18 protein-coding genes are annotated in these 21,618 nt (G+C 40.2%); 11 read left to right on the forward strand and 7 right to left on the reverse strand.

Annotation, left to right across the window (positions count from 1 at the left end; genetic code table 11):
- Window positions 1-6: 6 nt before the first annotated feature.
- From trpCF to PSR9079_RS07605, 4 genes are read right to left on the reverse strand one after another with little or no spacing between them, the layout of a single operon-like run.
- Window positions 7-1,371, reverse strand: coding sequence for a bifunctional indole-3-glycerol-phosphate synthase TrpC/phosphoribosylanthranilate isomerase TrpF (trpCF, locus tag PSR9079_RS07590; protein WP_149981000.1), 1,365 nt, complete (start codon window positions 1,369-1,371; stop codon window positions 7-9).
- Window positions 1,364-2,392, reverse strand: coding sequence for an anthranilate phosphoribosyltransferase (gene trpD / locus PSR9079_RS07595; RefSeq protein WP_149981183.1), 1,029 nt, complete (start codon window positions 2,390-2,392; stop codon window positions 1,364-1,366). Before trpD ends, trpCF begins: the two co-directional genes overlap by 8 nt.
- Before the next feature lie 53 nt (window positions 2,393-2,445).
- Window positions 2,446-3,063, reverse strand: coding sequence for an aminodeoxychorismate/anthranilate synthase component II (locus tag PSR9079_RS07600; RefSeq protein WP_149981001.1), 618 nt, complete (start codon window positions 3,061-3,063; stop codon window positions 2,446-2,448).
- Between the two features lies 1 nt (window position 3,064).
- Window positions 3,065-4,633 carry an anthranilate synthase component 1 gene (locus tag PSR9079_RS07605; protein ID WP_149981002.1) on the reverse strand — a complete coding sequence of 523 codons (1,569 nt, stop codon included), beginning with the start codon at window positions 4,631-4,633 and terminating at the stop codon, window positions 3,065-3,067.
- A 424-nt stretch (window positions 4,634-5,057) separates the two neighbouring features.
- Between PSR9079_RS07605 and rnm the strand changes: the two genes are divergently transcribed.
- The 5 genes from rnm to PSR9079_RS07630 all read left to right on the forward strand — a co-directional run bounded on the left by rnm (window position 5,058) and on the right by PSR9079_RS07630 (window position 8,819).
- Complete coding sequence (gene rnm, locus PSR9079_RS07610) at window positions 5,058-5,915, forward strand: RNase RNM (protein WP_145233653.1); 858 nt, start codon at window positions 5,058-5,060, stop codon at window positions 5,913-5,915.
- Window positions 5,908-6,528 carry an L-threonylcarbamoyladenylate synthase gene (locus PSR9079_RS07615; RefSeq protein ID WP_145233655.1) on the forward strand — a complete coding sequence of 207 codons (621 nt, stop codon included), beginning with the start codon at window positions 5,908-5,910 and terminating at the stop codon, window positions 6,526-6,528. Before rnm ends, PSR9079_RS07615 begins: the two co-directional genes overlap by 8 nt.
- A 15-nt stretch (window positions 6,529-6,543) precedes the next feature.
- The gene (locus tag PSR9079_RS07620) at window positions 6,544-7,377 is read left to right on the forward strand and encodes a segregation and condensation protein A (protein ID WP_149981003.1); all 834 of its coding nucleotides are present in this window, start codon (window positions 6,544-6,546) and stop codon (window positions 7,375-7,377) included.
- Window positions 7,378-7,682: 305 nt separating this feature from the next.
- The gene (locus PSR9079_RS07625) at window positions 7,683-8,237 is read left to right on the forward strand and encodes a cytochrome b (RefSeq protein WP_149981004.1); all 555 of its coding nucleotides are present in this window, start codon (window positions 7,683-7,685) and stop codon (window positions 8,235-8,237) included.
- A gap of 3 nt (window positions 8,238-8,240) precedes the next feature.
- Entirely contained in the window at window positions 8,241-8,819 is a 579-nt protein-coding gene (locus PSR9079_RS07630; RefSeq protein ID WP_145233661.1) for a YceI family protein, read from the forward strand.
- A gap of 50 nt (window positions 8,820-8,869) precedes the next feature.
- On the opposite strand, the gene PSR9079_RS07635 is transcribed toward PSR9079_RS07630, so the two are convergent.
- Together PSR9079_RS07635 and PSR9079_RS23635 are read right to left on the reverse strand one after the other, a co-directional pair.
- Complete coding sequence (locus PSR9079_RS07635) at window positions 8,870-9,727, reverse strand: TIGR02285 family protein (protein WP_149981005.1); 858 nt, start codon at window positions 9,725-9,727, stop codon at window positions 8,870-8,872.
- 126 nt (window positions 9,728-9,853) lie between these two features.
- A complete protein-coding gene (locus PSR9079_RS23635; protein WP_167542961.1) occupies window positions 9,854-9,997 on the reverse strand; it encodes a hypothetical protein in 144 nt (47 codons plus the stop codon).
- 449 nt (window positions 9,998-10,446) lie between these two features.
- On the opposite strand from PSR9079_RS23635, the gene PSR9079_RS07640 reads away from it, so the two are divergent.
- From PSR9079_RS07640 to PSR9079_RS07660, 5 genes are all read left to right on the forward strand, one after another.
- Window positions 10,447-10,998 carry a dienelactone hydrolase family protein gene (locus PSR9079_RS07640; RefSeq protein ID WP_149981006.1) on the forward strand — a complete coding sequence of 184 codons (552 nt, stop codon included), beginning with the start codon at window positions 10,447-10,449 and terminating at the stop codon, window positions 10,996-10,998.
- 69 nt (window positions 10,999-11,067) lie between these two features.
- Window positions 11,068-12,024, forward strand: a complete 957-nt coding sequence (locus PSR9079_RS07645; RefSeq protein WP_149981007.1) for an acetoacetate decarboxylase family protein — start codon at window positions 11,068-11,070, stop codon at window positions 12,022-12,024.
- 9 nt (window positions 12,025-12,033) lie between these two features.
- Entirely contained in the window at window positions 12,034-14,280 is a 2,247-nt protein-coding gene (locus PSR9079_RS07650; protein ID WP_149981008.1) for an NAD(P)-binding protein, read from the forward strand.
- Between the two features lie 105 nt (window positions 14,281-14,385).
- Window positions 14,386-16,656 (forward strand): TonB-dependent receptor, encoded by a 2,271-nt coding sequence (locus PSR9079_RS07655; protein WP_149981009.1) that lies wholly within the window; start codon window positions 14,386-14,388, stop codon window positions 16,654-16,656.
- A 30-nt stretch (window positions 16,657-16,686) separates the two neighbouring features.
- Window positions 16,687-19,389 carry a 7TM diverse intracellular signaling domain-containing protein gene (locus PSR9079_RS07660; protein WP_149981010.1) on the forward strand — a complete coding sequence of 901 codons (2,703 nt, stop codon included), beginning with the start codon at window positions 16,687-16,689 and terminating at the stop codon, window positions 19,387-19,389.
- On the opposite strand, the gene PSR9079_RS07665 is transcribed toward PSR9079_RS07660, so the two are convergent.
- The gene (locus tag PSR9079_RS07665) at window positions 19,378-20,190 is read right to left on the reverse strand and encodes a M61 family metallopeptidase (protein WP_149981011.1); all 813 of its coding nucleotides are present in this window, start codon (window positions 20,188-20,190) and stop codon (window positions 19,378-19,380) included. The two genes, PSR9079_RS07660 and PSR9079_RS07665, sit on opposite strands and share 12 nt — an antisense overlap.
- 167 nt (window positions 20,191-20,357) lie before the next feature.
- Here PSR9079_RS07665 and icd point away from each other — a divergent pair, with 167 nt between their 5' ends.
- On the forward strand, window positions 20,358-21,617 hold the full coding sequence (gene icd / locus PSR9079_RS07670) for an NADP-dependent isocitrate dehydrogenase (protein ID WP_149981012.1): 1,260 nt from the start codon (window positions 20,358-20,360) through the stop codon (window positions 21,615-21,617).
- Window position 21,618 lies beyond the last annotated feature (1 nt).

The following is a 21,618-nucleotide window of genomic DNA, read 5'->3' on the forward strand; positions in this document are numbered from 1 at the left end:
TTAACCTCAATATTTACGGATGCTAATAAATGCATCATTTAATTTGTTTGGGCATTTTTTACCGGCGCTTTGCTCAACCCCTGAATTTAGGTCGAGTCCATGCGCACCTTGATATAATGCACCTTGAATATTTTCTGGATTTAAGCCACCAGCAAGCATAAATGGCTGCTTAGTCTCTTTGAGTATTGCCCAATCAAAGGTCTTACCGGTACCGCCGGCTTGCGTATCGCTGTGAGTATCGTATAAGTGGCGATCAGCGCCATTGACAGGTGTTGGCAAGCTATCCTTCACAGCTTGCGCCTTCCAAATCTGACAATTACTTGGTAGCAAAGGACGCAGTTCGTTAATATAGACTGCATCTTCTTGGCCATGTAATTGCACTGCTGCAAGCTTTAAGCTCTGAGCATGATTGACAACGTCTGCGATTGTTGCGTTTACAAATACGCCTACATAGGCAAGCGGGGCACTTTGCATAACTTGTTTTGCACAATCTAAATCAACAAAACGAGGGGATTTAGGTGCAAAAATTAGCCCCCCATAAACGGCACCACTTTCATAAGCGGCAATGGCATCTTGGCTACGGGTTAAGCCACAAACTTTGTTTTCACCTAAAATTACGCTTCGACAAGCGCGCTCTAAATCACGCTCAGCCATTAGTGAACTACCGATTAAAAAGCCATTACATAACGGGGCCAAGCGTTTTACATCTTGGTGTGTGTAAATACCTGATTCTGAAATAACCACTTTGTTATCAGGAATAAGCTTTCTTAGTGCCTCTGTGGTAGCTAAGTTTGTGCTCAAATCACGTAAATCACGGTTATTAATACCAATAATTTGCGCATTGAGTGCCAGGGCTCGATGTACTTCAGCTTCGTTACTCACTTCGGTGAGGATTGCCATGTTTAGGCTTTTTGCAACTTTTTCAAGCGATTGATATTGCGTATCATCGAGTACTGACAACATTAATAAAATAGCATCGCCGCCATAAATACGGGCCAAATAAATTTGGTATTCATCAATAAAGAAATCTTTACAGATCAATGGTTGCTCTACTTGACTGCGCACAAATTCGAGATAATCAAAACTACCCTGAAAATATTTTTCATCGGTTAACACACTGATGCAGCTAGCGTAGTTTTTATAAACACGGGTGATCTCGGCTAAATCAAACGGCTCTCGAATAAGGCCTTTTGACGGCGAGGCCTTTTTGCATTCCAAAATAAACTGAGTGCCAGGCGCTGCAAGGGCTTTATAAAAATCACGATTTGTGGGTATTGCTTGATGCTTAAAGCTCTCAAGAGGGCGCTTGGATTTGCGTTCAATGAGCTCTATTTTTTTATCTGCAACTATTTTGTCTAATACATTAGCCATTACTTACCTCGGAGTTTGCGTATTCTTTATTACTGCTTATGACAATGGCATTTAAGGTATTCAATGCACGGCCGCTTTGTAAAACCTCTTTAACTTGCATTGCGGCACTTTTAAAATCGTCGGCTTTATTGGTTAAATAAAGCAACGCAGCAACGTTAACAATAATGGCCGCATTGTGCGCGTCGGTGCCGTTACCAGCTAAAATAGCCATGCTAGCCTTGGCGTTATATTCTGGCCCTTCACCGGCAAGTTGTTCAAGTGAATAGTTTGCAAGACCAAAATCAGCAGGGGTAAGTGTGTACTGGCTGATTTTTCCGTTGTTAAGCTCTGCGACGGTCGTTTCACCGTGCAAGGCTATTTCATCGGTACCCGAGCCATGAACGACCATTGCGCGCGGTGTACCTAACGTTTTTAAGGTGTGTGCCATCGCTAAGCATAAACTTTCATCATATACCCCCAATAATTGCACATCCGGTGCTGCTGGATTTGCCAATGGCCCTAAAATATTAAAAATAGTACGGGTTTTTAAGGTCGTTCGCACACCCATAGCATGGCGTACGCCGCTGTGATAATGCGGAGCAAACAAGAATGTAAAGCCGGTTTGCTCTAAACACTGCGCCGCGTGTGCTGGGTTCATGTCTATATTGATGCCCAATGCTTTGAGTAAATCAGCGGAGCCGGAGTTACTCGAAACACTGCGATTACCGTGTTTGACCATATTTATACCGCAAGCTGCAGCAACGATGGCGGCGGTGGTGCTAATATTAATAGTGTTTGAGCCATCGCCGCCAGTGCCACAACTATCGACAAGGTTTGTTAAGTGAGTAATAAAAGGTATCGCATTAGCACGCATCGATGCGGCAGCTCCTGCGATTTCGTCGCTTACTTCACCTTTTATTTTCAGTGCCACTAAGATGGCTGCCAGTTCGATGTCATTTACTTTGCCTTGCATAATGGCATCAAATAACTGTTGGCTTTGACTAAAGCTTAATGATGTTTGCGTTAATAACACATCAATCATTGAGCCAATGCTCGCCTCACTGGCTGATTGTTGGTTTACTGACATACTATCCTCTACTGCTGTGCACTGGCTAAAAATTGCATACTTTGTTGAAGTAGCGCGGCGCCATTGGGCGTCAAAATAGACTCAGGATGAAATTGATAGCCAAGGGCTTTATCGTCACGATGATAAATTGCCATCGGTATTGACTCATAGTGGGCTATCACTGCAACACTGTCGGGTACTTTCGTGGCCATCAGTGAATGATAACGTGCCACAGGCATACGTTCTCCCATACCTGCAAATACTGGGTGCTCACTAAGCTCAATGATTGATGATTTACCATGTACGGTTTCTCCAGCATGGCCAATAATACCGCCATAACTTTGTGTTAGTGCTTGTTGACCAAGGCAAATCCCCAACATTGGAAAACGGCCTTTGCATAGTTCAATCAATGCCATTAAACAGCCCGCCGCAGAGGGGGTGCCTGGACCCGGCGACAGTACTAAGATCACTGGTTTAGTTTCCGCACACATTTTGTCATAAATCACCTGCGCGTCTATGTTGTTACGATATACCACTAAATCGCTGCCTAACATAGAAAGTTCATCGACTAAGTTATAACTAAATGAATCAAAATTATCTAAAAAGTAGATTTTTAAGTCCGTTAAGTTGTTGATGTTTTCACTCATTTTAGTGTCCTTGGTACGTCGATTGAATGGCTGTAATAACCGCTTGTGCTTTAGCACGAGTCTCATTAGCTTCAGATTGAGGGTCTGAGTCAAACACAACTCCGGCACCGGCTTGTACATACGCGGTATTATTTTTAACAAAGGCCGAGCGAATAACAATGCAACTGTCCATGGCGCCGTCACCGGTTAAATAACCTACCGCACCACCGTAACTACCACGGCGCTTACCTTCAGTTTGCCTTACCAACTCTGCCGCGCTGACTTTAGGCGCACCAACTAAAGTGCCCATGTTCATACAGGCTTGGTAAGCGTGTAGGGCATCCAGCTGAGGTTTTAATGTGCCAACAACGCGTGACACTAAATGCATTACTTGCGAATAACGGTCGACCTTTAATAGCTCTTTTGCGTGGCGAGTTCCCGGGACACTGATACGAGCTACGTCATTTCGTGCTAAATCAACCAACATTAAATGCTCAGCACGCTCTTTTTGATCGTTGCGCAGTTCCAGTTCAATACGACTGTCCAAATCAGGATTAATTTGGCCATTAGCAAACTTTCCTCGCGGGCGAGTTCCTGCAATTGGATATACTTCAACTTGTTGTGATGTAGCACAAAACTTTAAAGCTGACTCAGGAGAGGCACCAAATAACGCAAATTCACTGTCGCGCATATAAAACATGTACGGGCTTGGATTTTGTTTTTTTAGTTGGCTGTAGGCATGTAATGGGTTAGCGCAAGCTAACGAGAAGGTACGCGATGGCACAACTTGAAAAATATCGCCATCGACAATGTGTTTTTTCAAACTATTGACCTGTTGGCAATAGAGCTCGTCACTAATATCAACACTGACGTCACTGCTGCCAGCACTTTGCTGCGCACTATAGCTATCGGCTTGGTCGCATAAGGTATTTAAACGTTCGAGCTTTTTACCCACTTCAAAACAGTTTGCATGCACATCAGGGCCATTAAAAACGTTACCAATCAGCTCAGTGGTTTTAGCTTGGTGATCAATTACCACTAAGGTTTCAGCTAAATAAAATACGTAATCAGGACAGCTATTTTCTCCATCTGGTACATCACTCAGTTGTTCAAAGTTGGCTACCATGTCGTAAGCAAACACACCGCCTAAAAATAACGAAAATGGATTGTTTGTGGTGCTGCTGATACTATTTATACAACAGCGCAAGGCACTAAAAGCATTATCGGCAATCAGCTTTGAGGCTTCATCAATATTATGATCGATACCTTGATATTCGATGCTGAGAGTTTGCTTGTTTAATTGAGTATGGCAGTTTTCTAATTTAGTTTGTAAATAAGGCAGTAATTGCTGACCATTATTAGATTGCGCCGTTACTGTGACTGTTTTACCTGTGCAGATTATTTTTAGTGCACAATCTACCAAAATTAAACTTTTGACACTGTCTTTAGAATCAATTTCTGCTGACTCTAAGAGTAATGAATTATTTTTATCAAGCAATCCATATAGTGCCAATGGGCTATGTATATATTCTCGCACTTCGGTGATGCTAGTAACTTCACCTGGCGTTGTTGTTATATGACTAAAAATCAAACCTCATTCCCTCAAAAAAATAAAACCCCGCAAGCTAAGCTATGCGGGGTTTGAATAACGATACCTATGTTTCAGATAGACCATTACCGTCCCGCTATACCAGGCGCCACCACCAATGATGTGTAAAAGTTGCTACGTTATTCATGTTTGTTACCCTAAAATTTAAATATAAAAAAACCCGCAATAAGCGGGTTTAGAATGTGTTAGACACGACAATTCGTCACCCGATAATTTACGAGTGCCACCACCAGATAGTGTTTTGGATTGAATTGATCATTGTTAGTAGTTCTATATGTGTCTCAAGTGACTACAGTAAACCGTATCAACGGCGTTAGTGTCAAGTATTTATTTAAAACAATTTATTAAAAAATTTTGTTATACTTAATAACAACTTTCGCACATTTAATATGAGCAGTCTTCTCTTTTGATAAAATACGATTTACACAGTCATACCACACATTCTGACGGGCAATTAACTGTTGAGCAATTATTATTGCGTGCAGTTGAAAAAAATATAGATGTGTTTGCGATCACTGATCACGACACCACTGCTGCGGTTAAACCTGCACAAGCATATATAGAAAGCGAATCTCTACCATTAACCTTGATATCAGGGGTTGAAATTTCCACTAAGTGGGAAAGTTTTGAGATCCACATCGTGGCATTAAACGTAGATATTGACGAGTCAACACTGACCAGCTTATTGACTATCCAACAGCAAAAACGTGCTGATAGAGCTGTCGAGATTGGTCGTCGTTTAGAGAAAAATGGCTTTGATGGCATTTATCAACAAGCGCAAGAGCTTGCCGCAGATGCACAAATTACCCGTGCACATTATGCAAGAGCACTTATTGCTCGTGGCGTTGCAACCACAATTCCTGGGGTGTTTAAAAAATACCTTGGCCGCGCTAAAACGGGTTACGTACCAAGCGATTGGTGTGATATGCAAACCGCCATTGCCGCCATTCATGCCGCAGGTGGCGTTGCTGTGATTGCCCACCCTGGGCGTTATCAAATGTCAAATAAATGGCTGCGCAAATTATTGAGTCAGTTTAAAGATGCCGGTGGCGATGCAATGGAAGTTGCACAACCACAACAAGCACCGACTGAGCGACAGTTTTTAGGCGAATTGAGCCGTGAATACGATTTACTGTGTTCGCAAGGATCTGATTTTCATTTTCCTACTAGTTGGCTAGAATTAGGAAAAAACTTATATTTGCCAAAAGATTGCCAAGGCGTTTGGCAAACTTGGGAAGGGCAAACAGGAGAACTAAATGAGTGATTTTTTTCATATTCATCCAGATAATCCACAACCACGCTTAATTAATCAAGCGGTCGACATTATCAAACAAGGTGGAGTGGTGGTATACCCAACCGATTCAGGCTATGCAATAGGCTGTAATTTAGGTAACAAACAAGCAAAAGAGCGTATTGAGCGCATCCGTGGTATTGAAAAACACCATAACTTTACCTTAGTATGTCGTGATCTATCTGAGCTTTCTACTTATGCGCGAGTAGATAACCAACTATTTAGATTAATTAAAAACAATACACCCGGGCCTTATACGTTTATCTTTAAAGGCACTAAAGAAGTACCAAAACGTTTGTTAAACGACAAGAAAAAAACCATTGGTATTCGTGTAATAGAACATCCAATTACCTGCGCATTGCTAGCCGAGTTAGGTGAGCCATTGATGTCGTGTTCATTAATTTTACCCGGTGAGCAGTTTACTGAGTCTGATCCGGACGAGATACGTGATCGCATAGGTAATCAAGTTGATTTAATTATTCATGGCGGCTATTTAGCTGAGCAAGCAACCACAGTGATCGACCTGTCAGAAGATACAGTTGAGGTGCTGCGTGTAGGCTGTGGCGATACAGCTCCATTTGAATAACTACGCCGATAAACCATGAACGAACTACATACTGATGATGTAGCTCAAATACGAGAGCCGGCGCAACAAAAGTTGCCGCTGGCTTTTTTGCATGGCAAAGAAGTAATGAATACCCCGGAAGATTTGTATATTCCGCCAGACGCTCTAGAAGTAATTTTAGAAACCTTTGAAGGGCCACTTGATTTATTACTATATTTAATAAAAAAACATAAGTTAGATATTCTGGAATTGTCGATTTTTAGCATTACTGAACAATACGTCCGTTATGTTGAAATGATGACCGAGTTTCAATTGGAGCTTGCTGGTGAATATTTGGTGATGGCGGCATTACTTGCACAAATAAAATCACGACTATTACTGCCAAAACATGAAGAGCTTGAGGAAGAAGAAGATCCACGGGCTGAATTAATTCGTCGTTTACAAGAGTATGAACAATTTAAGCTAGCTGCGCAGAACCTTGATGATATTCCACGTGTTGGCCGTGATATTTTTATTGCCCACGCATTAGTGCCTGAGCAGAGCGAGCATGCTCAATTGTTACCGGATGTTGATTTAAAAGATTTACTATTTGCGCTCAGTGATGTGATGGCGCGAGCTAAAACTTTTGAGCATCATCAAATAACCGCTGAAGCTTTATCAACTCGCGAAAGAATGAGTTTAATTTTGCAAAAGTTATCGACAGTCGGCACGCAACTTCCTTTCACTGACTTATTCACTCTTGACGAAGGCCGCAGTGGTGTAGTGGTTAGCTTTATTGCTATGCTAGAGCTCATCAAAGAAAACCTTATCACTTGCTTGCAAGTCGATCCTACAACACAAATTTATATCGGTTTGGTTGAAAATAATTAAACAATTATTAGGGTGATGATGTTTATCATTGATTAACTTGCTAACTTGCTAACTTGCTAACTTGCTAACTTGCTAACTTGCTAACTTGCTAACTTGCTAACTTGCTAACTTGCTAACTTGCTAACTTGCTAACTTGCTAACTTGCTAACTTGCTAACTTGCTAACTTGCTAACTTGCTAACTTGCTAACTTGCTAAATTTAATCTTACTTGTGCATATACGCACATAACTTGTTTGTTATTAGCTATTTTCTTCTATCCAGGTACGCGCTATTCTGATGTCATTCGATAATGGAATTAATAACACATGCTTAAAAATACAAAATCTTCGTACGGTGTGGTTGCCATTTTATTACATTGGTTAATGGCGGTAATGGTGATTGGCTTATTTGGCCTTGGCTTGTACATGGTTGAACTTACTTATTACGATAGTTGGTATAAAGGTTCTTTGGATTTACATAAAAGCGTAGGGATCACCTTAGTTGCTTTATTAATTTTTAGATTTGCTTGGCGTGCATTGGGCACGCAGCCTGAGCCAGTAGCGGGCAGCAGTAAAGCGTTAAATAATGTAGCGCATACAGTACATATATTTTTATATTTACTGCTTAGCGTCATTGTGATTTCAGGGTATTTGATTTCTACTGCGGATGGTCGTGCAATTGAGGTGTTTACCTTATTTAGTATTCCCGCAATTGATTTTTCAGTAGCTAATCAAGCAGATATTGCAGGTAAAGTTCACTACTATGTGGCGTGTAGCCTCATAGGATTAGTGGTTTTACATGCTCTTGGGGCGTTAAAACATCACTTTATCGATAAAGATAAAACCTTAGTTAGAATGATAAAACCACAAAAGGATGATTAATAAATGAAAAAAATATTACTTTCAGCTGCAGTAGCAGCAACATTGTTTGGTGCTAATACTGCACACGCTGCAGATTATGTTATTGACACTCAAGGTGCCCATGCATTTGTAAATTTTAAAATTAAGCATCTAGGTTATAGCTGGTTACACGGTCGTTTTAATACTTTTGACGGCGGCTTTAGCTACGATGCAGCTAACCCAGATGCATCACAGATCATGGTTAATATTGATACTAAAAGTATCGATTCGAACCATGCTGAACGTGATAAGCATTTACGTGGTAAAGAGTTTTTAAATGTTGATAAGTTTCCAACAGCGACCTTCAAAAGTACGTCAATTAAGTTTGATGAAGAGGGTGATGAAGCTGATGTAACAGGTGAGTTTACCCTTCATGGTGTAACAAAAACGATTACCTTTGAAATCGATAAAATTGGTGAAGGTAAAGATCCATGGGGTGGTTACCGAGTTGGCTTTGAAGGTGAAACCAGTTTAAAGCTTGCTGATTTTGGTATTGATTACAACCTAGGTCCTGCATCTACACATGTTGATATTGGTTTATATATTGAAGGTGTGCGTAAGTAAAACCTAACCTGAATTCAGGTTAAATAAATATGCTAATATTGATAAACGCCTCACTCAGTTGGGGCGTTTTTGTTTGCTTGTAAACGTTGCTCTAGTAACGGTTTTAAATTATCTGGTAACCAACGTAATAACACTTCATGGTAGGCTGGTTGTTGTTTTATTTCTTTCAGTGCTGCATTAAGCACTTCAACTTGTGCGATACCTTGCTCGGTATTAGTACAGCCAATATAGCCATAACTCAGATCGGGAGCTTCAGTCAGAGGCAATTGCATTAACTGATCTTCAAACCCCATCGATTTTGCTAAATAGTAATGCTCGCTTGGGTAGCCCAATAAAATATCAATGCGCTTTTTCTTTAACATGTAAGTCAAACTGGCAAGGGTATCGCGACCAGGTCGAATAATTATGGATGCGTCGGCACTATTATTAATTACTGCATCAATAGCATTACCGTATGATCGGCTCATAGAAATCCCCAGTGCAAGTTGGTATTGATTGAGTAGGGTTTTCAATGATACAGGTGTACTTGTTTCAAGCTTGAGATGTTGCACAAGCTCTTGGGGAATAGCAATAGAAGGCGATAAGCCAACCGTCGAAGTCTGTTCACTAAAGCTGATGTGTTGTTTGCGGTGCGGGCTTTGGTATAGCGAGAGCATGCAGTAAGTATGATTTGGGTTAGACAGCTCCTGTATTGTGCGACTTGATGGAAAAATAGTACGGTTGAATGTATAGCTAGGAAGCTGTTGTTCTAATAAGGCGATAACACCTTCATCGCGGCCTGTTCCTGCGTATTGATCGTTAAAAATATAATAAGGGGCAAAGTCAGTGACTATCCAATCAATTGTTTTAGCATGCAAAGGAGTGCTAATTAACAATGATAAAAAAGCATAACGAAAGGCATAATGCATTAATTCAACCACAGATAAATTATTAATATACTAAGTGTAGCAGCTGTTGAATAGTTAGCTTAAAAAAAGCAAAACGCCAGCATTAGCTGGCGTCATTTAAATTGCGAGGAAGCAAATCAGTATCGATTAATTGGCTTTTAACCATTTAACAAATTGACGTGCGTCACTTGCTTTAGTGAACAAGGCATTTTTTAAACCTTGCGTATCAGAAAAAATAACACGTTGTTTATTTACTGAAATTGATTGCACTGGATGTGCGATTTGGATCATAGATCCGTTGTAACTATAAGACATAATAAAACTCACTTTTTTCTTGTTATCTTTAATGTGCGCTAATTTCTTTATTAGCTTTCAAAGCACAATTAGATAGACCGTGTTGTGTTTAGCTTCATTACAGTGTTGACGATCTTTATGACATTTATGCGACTATTTAAAAATATGCCGTAGTCTGAATTGGGGTTCTCGCCGTACAATAACTTAGCTCTATAATATACGTTTTGCGGGGATTACTGGATCAGGGTAAAGAGGTTAACCGCGAGGCTTTTTTAGGACCAAGAGGACAATTTACCCCAGTAATTTTATTTACGCAAGCATTATTTTAACTTTATTCTAGCCATTGTATTTTAACTGCTGTATTTTAATTAGCTAATCTGAAAAAGGCGTTTAGCGGTATTTTAACTGTTGTGCGGTAATTTAACTGTAAATAATAAGATTTGGCTATGGAATACATTATCGTTAGTGATATTTTTGGTAAAACCGCTCATTTGAGTCACTTTGCACGGCAATTTAACGCTAAAAGCATAATTGTCGATCCGTACGATGGGCAATTGCAGCCAGTGATTGATGAGCAATTACAGTATGATTTATTTATCACTGAGTGTGGTCACGATAACTATTTCAACAAGCTTAATACCATTCTTAGTAGAGTAACTAAACCAACTACGGTAATCGGTTTTAGTGCTGGTGGAGCCGCTGCGTGGCGAAGCCAAGCAACTGTGAAAAATTCACAGATAAAAAGATTAGTGGCATTTTATCCAAATCAAGTTCGTCATTATTTAGATTTGTCTGCCAGCGTGGCCTGCGAGTTTATTTTTGCGAAGCAAGAAGTGCACTTTGATATTCATCCTGTGCTCGCTTGTTTAGAGCAGCAAATCAAAGTGCAATGCCAGCGTGCAGACTACGGTCATGGGTTTATGAATCCCTTGTCAAAAGGCTTCGATAGCTTTGGTTATCAACAATATAGCCAATACTTGCTCACTGAAAATAATTAACTGAAATTACTACCTTGTAAAAAATCTTGGCTATACTTATTTTTTTATCCAATAAAATAATTATAAATCATGACCGTACAACTACCTCCTTATAGTCACTTTTTATCAAACCCTGTTGCAAAGCCACCATGTCGAATGACTAATGCAAATATGTATGGTTTTTTTGCAAAAATAGATCAGGATAAAGTTCAACAGTATATCGATACAACGCTTAATATTGTTGCAACGGATGAGTTATATTTTAAAGGCATAGGCGAATATGCATTATTAACCTTTACCGACATAGAAAAAATTGCCTCATTAACGCCGCCTTTTAGTGAGCACGGTTGGATGCAAGAGACTGATATTATTATTTGGTTGCCAGTTGCAAAGGTAGAAAAGCAAGGCAATGATGAAGATATCACTCATCTTTATTGGTATCCGGCGTTTATTTGCGTAAATAATGTTTATGCATTAATAAACGGCAGAGAAACATGGGGTTACAATAAATATTTATGTGATTACCAGATGCCCAGTTCGGTAATTGATATAACCGACTTTTCAGTTTCACTGGATTGTTTTAAGCATTTTTCGCCAACGTCAAAATTACAATCACAGCATTTATTTTCAGTCACCAAAAACGTCAAGACGCAAAGCGATGGCTTATTATCTGTATTAGAGGACTTTGGCGAGCATGTCGCCAATTTGTTTGATGGGGATCATATTGGTATTGATTTTTCGCTATTAAAGCAGCTGTTACAGGGTTTTGTGAATCCACAGATGGATCAAATACTATTTAAGCAATTTCCTGACGGGCAAGGCGATAAGGCTGTTTTTCAAGCGGTTATGCACTCTCCTTCAGAAATAAAGAAAATCCATCAATTTAAGCTACTCAGTGGTGCTTATCAGCTACATTTACAGCAACTAGATAGTTTTCCTTTAGCGCAAATGTTTGGTTTACAGCTAGGAGCGCAAGCTGTGTATTTGCCGTTTTATATCAAGATGGATTTTGACCAACTTCAAGCTACACAAATACTCCCTAAGTAAGGATCCATTATGGAGCAAGAAAAAATAGTTATTATAGGCGGTGGTGTTGCCGCAATGACGGCTGCTTTATACCTGACTGAACAACCTAATTGGCAGCAAAAAAGACATATTACAGTGTACCAACAAGGTTGGCGTTTAGGAGGAAAAGGAGCCAGTGGCCGTAATGCTGTTATGGGGCAGCGCATAGAAGAGCATGGTTTACATGTCTGGTTTGGTGCCTATGTTAATAGCTTTAAAACCATTGAAACTGTATACGACAAGCTACAGCGACCACCAACGAGTGCACTAAGTACTTGGCAACAAGCACTTAAACCGCATAGTTTTATTGCCCTTGAAGAGCACATTGATGATCAGTGGCAAACGTGGCCTATAGAGTTTCCTGTTTTACCTGGCAATCCTGCGAATGGGAGTTTAGATATTACTGTATGGGACTTTGTGAAAATGACCCTTGCATGGCTGAAAGAATGGATACCACAATTTGAACTGGCCGCCAGAGTCCAAGCTAAGAGCACACAATTAACGACAAAAAAACCACGAGATAGATACCTACTACGCCATTTTCATAAACAAATTCAGACCTTGGTTTCTGATGGCAGTGAGGCATGGCAAACGTTTACCAACGATATACAAAATCTCAATCAAGAAATCACTTCAACACCTAGCTTACTTGTCGATAAATTAAATAGCTTTGTGCAAAGTAACAACACACTGCAGCCACAAATTTCTGAGAAGAAAGATAGTTTAGTGATTTGGTATATTGTCAGAAAACTAAAACGCTGGATTAACCAAGAGTTAACCGAGTTACTGGATGACAATGCAGAGTTGAGGCGTATTTATATTTGTGCCGATTTAGCGATAGCGATGCTGGTTGGATTGATTAAAGATAAAGTTTATCGCGATGGTTTTGGGGTTATTAACAAGTATGATTTTCGTCAATGGTTATTAAAAAATGGTGCGAATAAACAATACAGTGTCGATTCTGCGCCCGTGCGTGGTTTTTATGATTTAGTGTTTGCCTACCCACAAGGTGATTTTAAAAAACCAAGTGTAGAAGCTGGAGTTGCTGCACTTGCCATGCTTAGAATCGCATTATGTTATCGCGGTGGGGTAATGTGGAAAATGCAGGCGGGAATGGGCGATGTTATTTTTGCGCCATTGTATGAACTATTAAAACAAAGAGGCGTCAACTTTGAGTTCTTCCATCAACTGCAGCAACTTACACCTGGGATTGATGAAAGTGGCCAAAAATGTGTTGCTTCTGTGTTATTACAACAGCAAGTGAGTTTAAATAACTCATCAGAGTATCAGCCATTAATTGATGTGAAAAACTTAGCTTGCTGGCCAAGTGAGCCTCTTTATCAGCAGATAAACCACGAGCAGGCCCTGTTACTAAAGCAGAATAATATTAATTTAGAATCATTTTGGAGTGATTGGCCCAGCTGTTACCAAGCACATTTTGGCGCACAACTACCAACTAAAACACTGCAGTTTAAAGATGATTTTGACCGGTTGATCCTTGGGGTCTCAGTTGCTTCATTAGAGCATGTTTGCCCACAATTATTAGCAATAGACGACAACTTTGCTGCTCAGGCTAAAAATGTTCTTTCGGTAGCAACACAAGCCAGTCAGATTTGGTTAAATAAAACAGATCAACAGTTAGGTTGGCAATATATGCCGCCAAGTGAAGAAGGGCCTATTTTGAGTGGTTTTAGCGAACCGTTTGATACTTGGGCTGCAATGCAAAACTTAATTGATAAAGAGCAGTGGCCTGCAAGCAATAGTCCGCAGAATATTGCCTATTTTTGTAGTGCATTTCCTTGTCAAGAGTACCCACCACAGAGTGATCATGGTTTCCCCGCACGGGCAAAAGCACAAGTAAAAACTAACTTAACACAACTATTAACAACTAATATGCAGCCATTATGGCCGTTAGCTTATAACGATAATGACTTTGATTGGTCCATTTTATATACACAAGATGACGTGCCAGAATCAGCGCGCTTAGATCAACAGTACTGGCGAGTGAATGTTGATCCAAGTGAGCGTTATGTGCTGTCGGTTTCAGGTTCCAGTCAATATCGTTTAGCAACTGATGGCACGCAATTTAGTAATTTATTTATTACCGGAGATTGGATCAAAACAGGAGTTAATGCAGGTTGTGTTGAAGCGGCGGTTATGGCTGGAATGCAAACAGCACGGGCACTGTGTGGGTATCCGCAGCAGATCAGTGGTGAAAATGCCTTTGAAGCGCTGTAAAACTAGCTAATTAATGGATAACTTGGCGACTTTAATCAATAAATTAGTCTATAATCGTAAATAATTACAATATCTTTACATTGTCGGTATTAAGGTTCACATCTAATGAAAAGCCAACGTTATTCTCTTTCAAATCATATATTGCTGCTGTGCTCGTCGAGCCTCGTTTTATCTGTGACTGCACAGGCAAATAATGATGATTTGAGTGCCTCAAGTCATAGCCTCGAAGTCATTGAGGTGTATGCACAAAAACGTGCGCAGGCAATAGAAGATGTTAGTATTGCCATTAGTCAGGTCAAAGGTGACAGCCTTAAAAACCAACATTATAAAGATTCAACAGAGTTATCGGTATTCGCGCCTAATTTAAAAATCAGCCAAAATGCGGCTGAAGGCACGCCACCGGCGGTAAATATCCGAGGGGTTGGTTTAGTTGACTACAATACGGCGAACACCTCGCCTGTGGCTATTTATGTAGACGACATTGCCGTAGGATCTGCAAGTAATCAGATCGTTAACTTCTTTGATATTGAGCAAGTGGATATTTTGCGTGGTCCGCAGGGGACTTTATTTGGCCGTAATTCAACTGGCGGAGCAATTTTAATTCGCACTAAACGCCCTGAATTTAACGAGTCGGGGTATTTAACAGCGGGTATAGCAAATAATAACGCGTTTAGTATTGATGCTATGTATAACAATCAATTAAGTGATAACAGCGCGTTTCGTGTTGCTTTAAATCATCAAGACTATGACTATTCAACCAGCAATACTTTTGCACAATCACCTACCGCTGGAATGCAACAAACCAATGCACGGTTATCACTATTAAGTGATTTTGATACTGTACAGGTATTGTTACAAGCGCACCTCGAAGATTGGCAGGGTATTGTGCAGCCTGTCGGTAATATCGGTGTAGTGGCGGATCCATTAACAGGTCAGTTATGTAGTCCTAGCGAAGCTGGTTCGACAAATTGCTATGATAACTTTGGCTTCAATGATGCCAGTGACGACTTTTACACGGTTAAAGTGAATAACGATTCTCCGCATAAAACGGATGGTAAAGGGTTTAGTGCACATATTAATTGGCAATTAAATGAGTTTAACGAAATTATTTCGATTAGTAGTTATAATCAATTAGAGCGCGATCATGCATTTAATTGTGATGGCTCACCAGCGCGATTATGCGAAGGAAATCTAGGTTTAGATACTCACTTATTTAGCCAAGAGTTACGCTTGCAAACGCAATGGAACAAACATACTTTAACCAGTGGTTTATATTACGCAGATGAATCAATCAAACAAGATAATATTAACGATATTTTAAGAGATTATCGCGGTATATTAGCCACCGACTTAACCGCAACCTTCTTCTATGATAACCAAATTGACACGCAAAATATTGCCGCTTTCAGCCAGTTAGACTATCAACTTAATTCAGATTGGTTGCTAAGTGTTGGACTACGTTATTCCTATGAGTCACTTGATTATGACTCAGTGGCACAATTAAATATGGTAGTTGATCCGAGTGATTTAGCAGGGGTTTTAGTGCCATTTTATCATGTGCAAGGCGAGCAATCCGATAATGGTTTTTCTGGTCAGTTTGCTGTGAACTATCTTATTAACGATACAACCCATGGCTATTACCGTTTTGCAAATGGGATTAAAAGTGGGGGTTATAATGGCGGGTTTTTATCTTCCCCTGAGCAAGCCGAATTAGCTGACTATGGCAAAGAGCGTCTCAATGCGCATGAAATTGGTACTAAATCATGGTGGCCTGAGCAAGGTGTGCGGTTTAATTGGGCTGCTTTTTATTATGATTATAATGATCAGCAAGTGTTTATGAACCAACCATCAGACTCACCACAAAAGCCACCCGTGCAATTATTAGAGAACGTTGGTGATTCAGTGATCTATGGCCTTGAAGCTGAACTCGATTATCAAGCGACTAAAGCACTTTCAATGCGTTTTGCGATGGGTTACATTCCCCATGCGGAATTTGAAGAATTTGTTGATCCTTTGGGTAACAGTTTGACTCATAATCGGCTGCCATTTACATCAAAGTGGAATGTGAGTGCAGGCGTAGAATATCGTTTAGAGCTTGCTGGTAATCCCTTAACAACACAATTACTAGTGGATTATCAATCAGACTATTATTTTGATCAAAACCAAAATCCGTATGCTATGCAAGATGGTTACAGTTTAGTCAATGGTAATATTCGTTATCAATTAGATAACCTAGGTTTTGTACTGTGGGGCAAAAATTTATTTGCCAGTGAGTACAGTAATTTGAAGTTTGATTTGAGCTCTTTCCTTGGCATGTTGGAAGATTTTAAAGGGGAAGGTCGCCGCTATGGTTTGGATATCAGTTATCAGTTCTAATCTTTTTGTCATTAAACTGAGGCGTATTGTATGCTGTTAAAAGCAATACAAGGTTTTTGCTATGTAGTCTTTTTAGGCTTGCTAACAATATATGTCTGCGAAGTGCGTGCAACACAGTCAGCGGATGTGTTTGTTTATACAGAGCAACAACAAGATATAAATTTGTTTCAAGTTGGTACCTTATTAGCGGCAAGTTATGAAGGGTTTCCTGATAACAGTACTCAGATTGCGACGTGGCTTGACAATAAAAAACCACAAACAAGTACCACATATTATGGCGGAAGTTATTGGTTAGTTGTCGAACTTGAAAATCAGACTCAGCTAGCTGAATTAGTGTTGTTCCCTTACAACACCTTAGTATCGCGTATTGAAACACGTGTATATGATATGGCCGATCCCACATCTGAGGCCGCGCGTTACGTAACAGGGGGGATTGAAAAAAACGAATTTGCTTTTCATTACGGCAATAAAATAGCCCTTACACCAGGCAAGCGTTACTTTTTGATCACCAAGTATGAAAGTGACTACTTTTACACTCCTCCTAAACTGGTATTAAAACCCTATGCAGACTTCTTTACTCAGGTCACCATCGAAAATATGGTGATGATGTTGTGCTTTGGAGTAGGCATTGCGCTGGGTTTGTATAACTTATTAATATATTTTGGCGCACGGGATGTAACCCACCTTTATTACGCCTTATTTACAGCATGCTGGGTATTTGCCTGGAGCCAGTTTTTCCATATTCCAGATCAACTATTTGGTTTTTATAATGCCCATTTTCATTGGCTAGGGTTTGTTTTAATACCATTAACTAACATATTATTTTTCAATAATTTGCTTAAGCTAAAAGACAGTTTTCCACAATTAGCCAAAGCATCAATTATATTAGCTGTGGTGGCAACCGCAGGTTTGCCTTTCGCTGCTATGTGGCCAGGTTTTGGGTTTATTTGGGCAACAATAGTAACGGGGTGCACCTTATGCTTAGGCATGTATATAGGGGTTCGCAGTTGGATGAGTGGTTTTAAACCCGCGCGATACTTTGTCTTTGCTTACCTAGCGATGGCAATTCCTAATATGGTGGGAAATTTAACTAATTTAGGTGTACTGACGCCGATTGCAATCGATTTGTACCTATTAGGTTTGATTGGCACCGCCTTAGATGCGATGTTACTCGCGTTTGCAGTGGCAAATAAATTTAGTATTTTACATGATGAGAATGTTGAGCTTACTAAAAACCTCGAGCAAAAAGTGCAATTGCGTACGCAGGAGTTACAACAATTGGCGTCAGAACTCACTGATGCCAGTGAAGCTAAGAGCCGTTTTTTAGCAAATATGAGTCATGAAATACGTACGCCAATGACCTCTATTATAGGCTACGCAGATGGTATTATTTTAGGCGATATTAAGCCTCACGAACGAAATCATGGTATTCGGGTTATTTTACAAAACAGCCGCCATGTTTTAGGACTCATAAACGACATACTTGATATGTCAAAAATAGAGGCCAATCGCCTTGAAATTGATTTAGTCGAGACTGACTTATTTGCAACCATTGCGCATATAGAATCGCTATTAGGCAAACAAATTCGTGATAAAGGTCTTAAATTTAAAGTTGATTACCAATTCCCACTGCCTGATTGGATTATTTCTGATCCAACCCGATTACGACAAATATTGTTAAACTTAACAGCTAATGCATTAAAATTTACCACGGTAGGGCATATTCAATTAGTGGTGAGTTGCACTAAAGAGCAGCTTATCATTAAAGTTAAAGACACCGGCATTGGGATGACAGAGGCTGAGCAACAAGACTTGTTCACGCCGTTTTATCAGGCTGACTCATCGATCTCACGTAAATATGGCGGTACAGGACTCGGTTTAAATATTTCAAAAAGTTTAGCCGAAAAGTTAGATGGTAATATCACCGCTCATTCCCATGTTGGCAGTGGCAGTGAGTTTAGCCTCAATATCGCGCTATATATGCCTGAACGAGTGCGTTGGATCAATAGTTTTGATGAGATCTCTATAAGCAAAGAAAAAGAGCTGCCAAGTCAAGATCAGCGAAATCTCGTGGGTGAAGTGCTGGTAGCGGAAGATCATCCTGAAAACCGTGAACTGATCAAACGTATTTTAGAGCGAATGGGGTTAACGGTTACTGCGGTAGAAAATGGCAAAGATGCAGTGCAAGCTACCCTAGATCATCAATTTGATTTGATTTTATTAGATATTCAAATGCCAGTAATGGATGGTGAACAAGCGATTCATATTATGCAGGCAACAGGATTAACTACACCCATTGTTGCCCTTACAGCAAATACTATGAAGCATGAAGTTGATCGCTATCTAAAACAAGGGTTTATTGATCATATAGGCAAACCAATTGACCGCAGTGAATTTAGTCATAAAATTGCTAGTTATTTAGATATCGAAATGCTTGAAGATGTAAAATTGCCAGAGCATGAATTTGAGGTGCTTAAACAGGTGTACATAGAAGGGCTTAAAAAGCAGCGAGAAACAATAACCAAGCAATATACAGATGGCGATATGACAGGGTTTGCACAAAGTGTTCATATGCTAAAAGGAACTGCTGGAATGTTTGAGTGCGAAACATTGTACCAACATGCAATCAAGTTAGACAAAGCCCTTAAAGCCGATAGCGTGATGTTAGATAGCCATTTAGTTTATCAAGTGTTTGATGAAATTGATGATATTTTATGTCACTCACCTCAGTAAAATAAGCTGCTCACGGGTAATGTCCGGAAAATCAGTACGCTGTGTATAACGGGCATATAAGGTTGAAAAAATGGCGCTGCGTGAAAGCTGATCAAATGTTGTGATCAGTTTTTTTGCTGTTGTTTTTGAGCTATAACAACACTCGCGATAGCGTTTTATTAATTGTGTCAAGCTTTGTCCTTGTTGCTGTAAAGCCAGCTCTGCTTCAATAAAAAATGCGCTACCACTCCAATAAACTCTTTGTTGTGCACCTTGTTGCCACATATCGTCGGCAAGTTCACTTAATGGCTGTTGCTTTGTTCGAGTTTGCTGACGTCCGCGTTCAAGCCCTGCAGATAGTCGTTGTATAAATTGCTTCCTAGTGATCACTTTACTATCACGCATTATTATATTTTGCATATAGGTTGCAAATCCTTCACTTAACCAGAAGCCCGAATAGGGTAGTAACGGTAAGTAAAGGTGTGCCATTTCATGGTAGAGGGTCCAGTCATCGCGTAATTGTGTAAAACTGGCAAAGCGATCAAAATGTAACTCTATGCCATCTGGATCACCACGGCGCACACTTCCCCAAGGCACGGGTTCAAATGCAATATACCGAGGGTGTAAATAAATGGGTAAATTAGAGTATGGCAGTGGGCCTAAAGTTGCCTGAGTTTGCTCAAGACTAAAATTCAGCCATTGCAGTATTATCTGCTGCTTGCTTTTTGACAGCTCGGTTAATCCTTGAGGATCAAGCTGGGCTGCGAAAACAGATGTACTCGCTAAACAAGTAACGAATAAAATTCGATTAAACAGTTTCATATCTGGTACTTAATGGTTTTTAATTGCTCACAAAAGACCGAGTAAAGCATAAAATCCGTTCACTATTTTATTGTTGAATGATAAGTATAGATGCTAAAACCACGACACTCACTGCCAACCATGGTTTAATGTTTATATGATATTTTATAATAAAAATATGGCAGGTTATGGGTTATCAACACATTGAAATCCCACCTCAGGGTGAACAAATTAGCATTGATAATAAAGGCGTGTGGCATATTCCGGCGCAGCCGATCATTGCTTATATTGATGGTGATGGAGTAGGGCAGGATATCTCCCCTTGTATGCGTGACATTGTGAACCATGCTGTGCAGTTATGTTATCAAGGAGTGCGAAAAATTCACTGGATGGAAGTCTTTAACGGTGAAAAAGCTGCGCAGCTATATGATGGGGATTGGTTTCCGCAAGAGACGATTCATGCGGTTCGGCAATTTAAAATAGCGATTAAAGGGCCTTTAACCACGCCGATTGGCGGAGGTTTTCGTTCACTCAATGTTGCTCTTCGTCATGAAATGGATTTATTTGTAAATATGCGGCCGATTAAAGGCTATTGCGCATTACCGTCACCGTTAAAAAAACCTGAAAATACCAATATTGTTGTGATCCGCGATAGCTCTGAAGATGTGTACTCTGGAATTGAATGGCAAGCTGGCAGTGTCGAAGCCGAAAAAATGCTGGATTTTTTATGCCAAGAAATGGGCGTAACCCGTCTGCGCTTTGATCAACAATGTGGTATTGGCATTAAAAATATTTCTAAAGAAGGGTCAGAGCGGCTAGTGCGCTATGCAATAGCGTATGCGCTTGAACAAAATAGTGACTCGGTAACGGTTGTGCATAAAGGCAATGTACTTAAATTTACTGATGGTGCGTTTAAGCGTTGGGGGTTTGCCGTGGCGCAAACTGAGTTCTCAGCAATACCACACAGTAATGGCCGTTGGCTAGAAATACCACGTGAGGGCTTGGCACCGTTAGTTATTAAAGAAGTGATTGCAGATAACATGCTCCAGCAAGCGTTAATGAATCCTGAGCAATTTGATGTAGTGGTAACAACCAACCAAAATGGCGATTATCTAGCAGATATGTTGACTGCACAAGTGGGTGGTATTGGTATTATGCCCGCAGCAAATTTAAATAATGAAGTGGCTTTTTTTGAACCAACTCATGGCACGTTTGAGCGTATTGCTGGACAAGATAGTGCAAATCCTACCAGTAGTATTTTAAGTGCGGTGATGATGCTACGGTTTATGAATTGGCACGAAGCGGCCAACAGTATAGAGCTGGCTTTGCAACAGACATTCATAGCCGGTGAAGTGACCTTTGATTTACAGGCAGAGCAGCAAAACTCGACCATCCTCAGTTGCAGTGATTTTACACAAAGGATAATCGAGCGTTTAAAAGTTTCATGAG

The sequence above is a fragment of the Pseudoalteromonas rhizosphaerae genome (genome assembly GCF_902498845.1).
Taxonomy (GTDB): Bacteria; Pseudomonadota; Gammaproteobacteria; order Enterobacterales; family Alteromonadaceae; genus Pseudoalteromonas; species Pseudoalteromonas rhizosphaerae.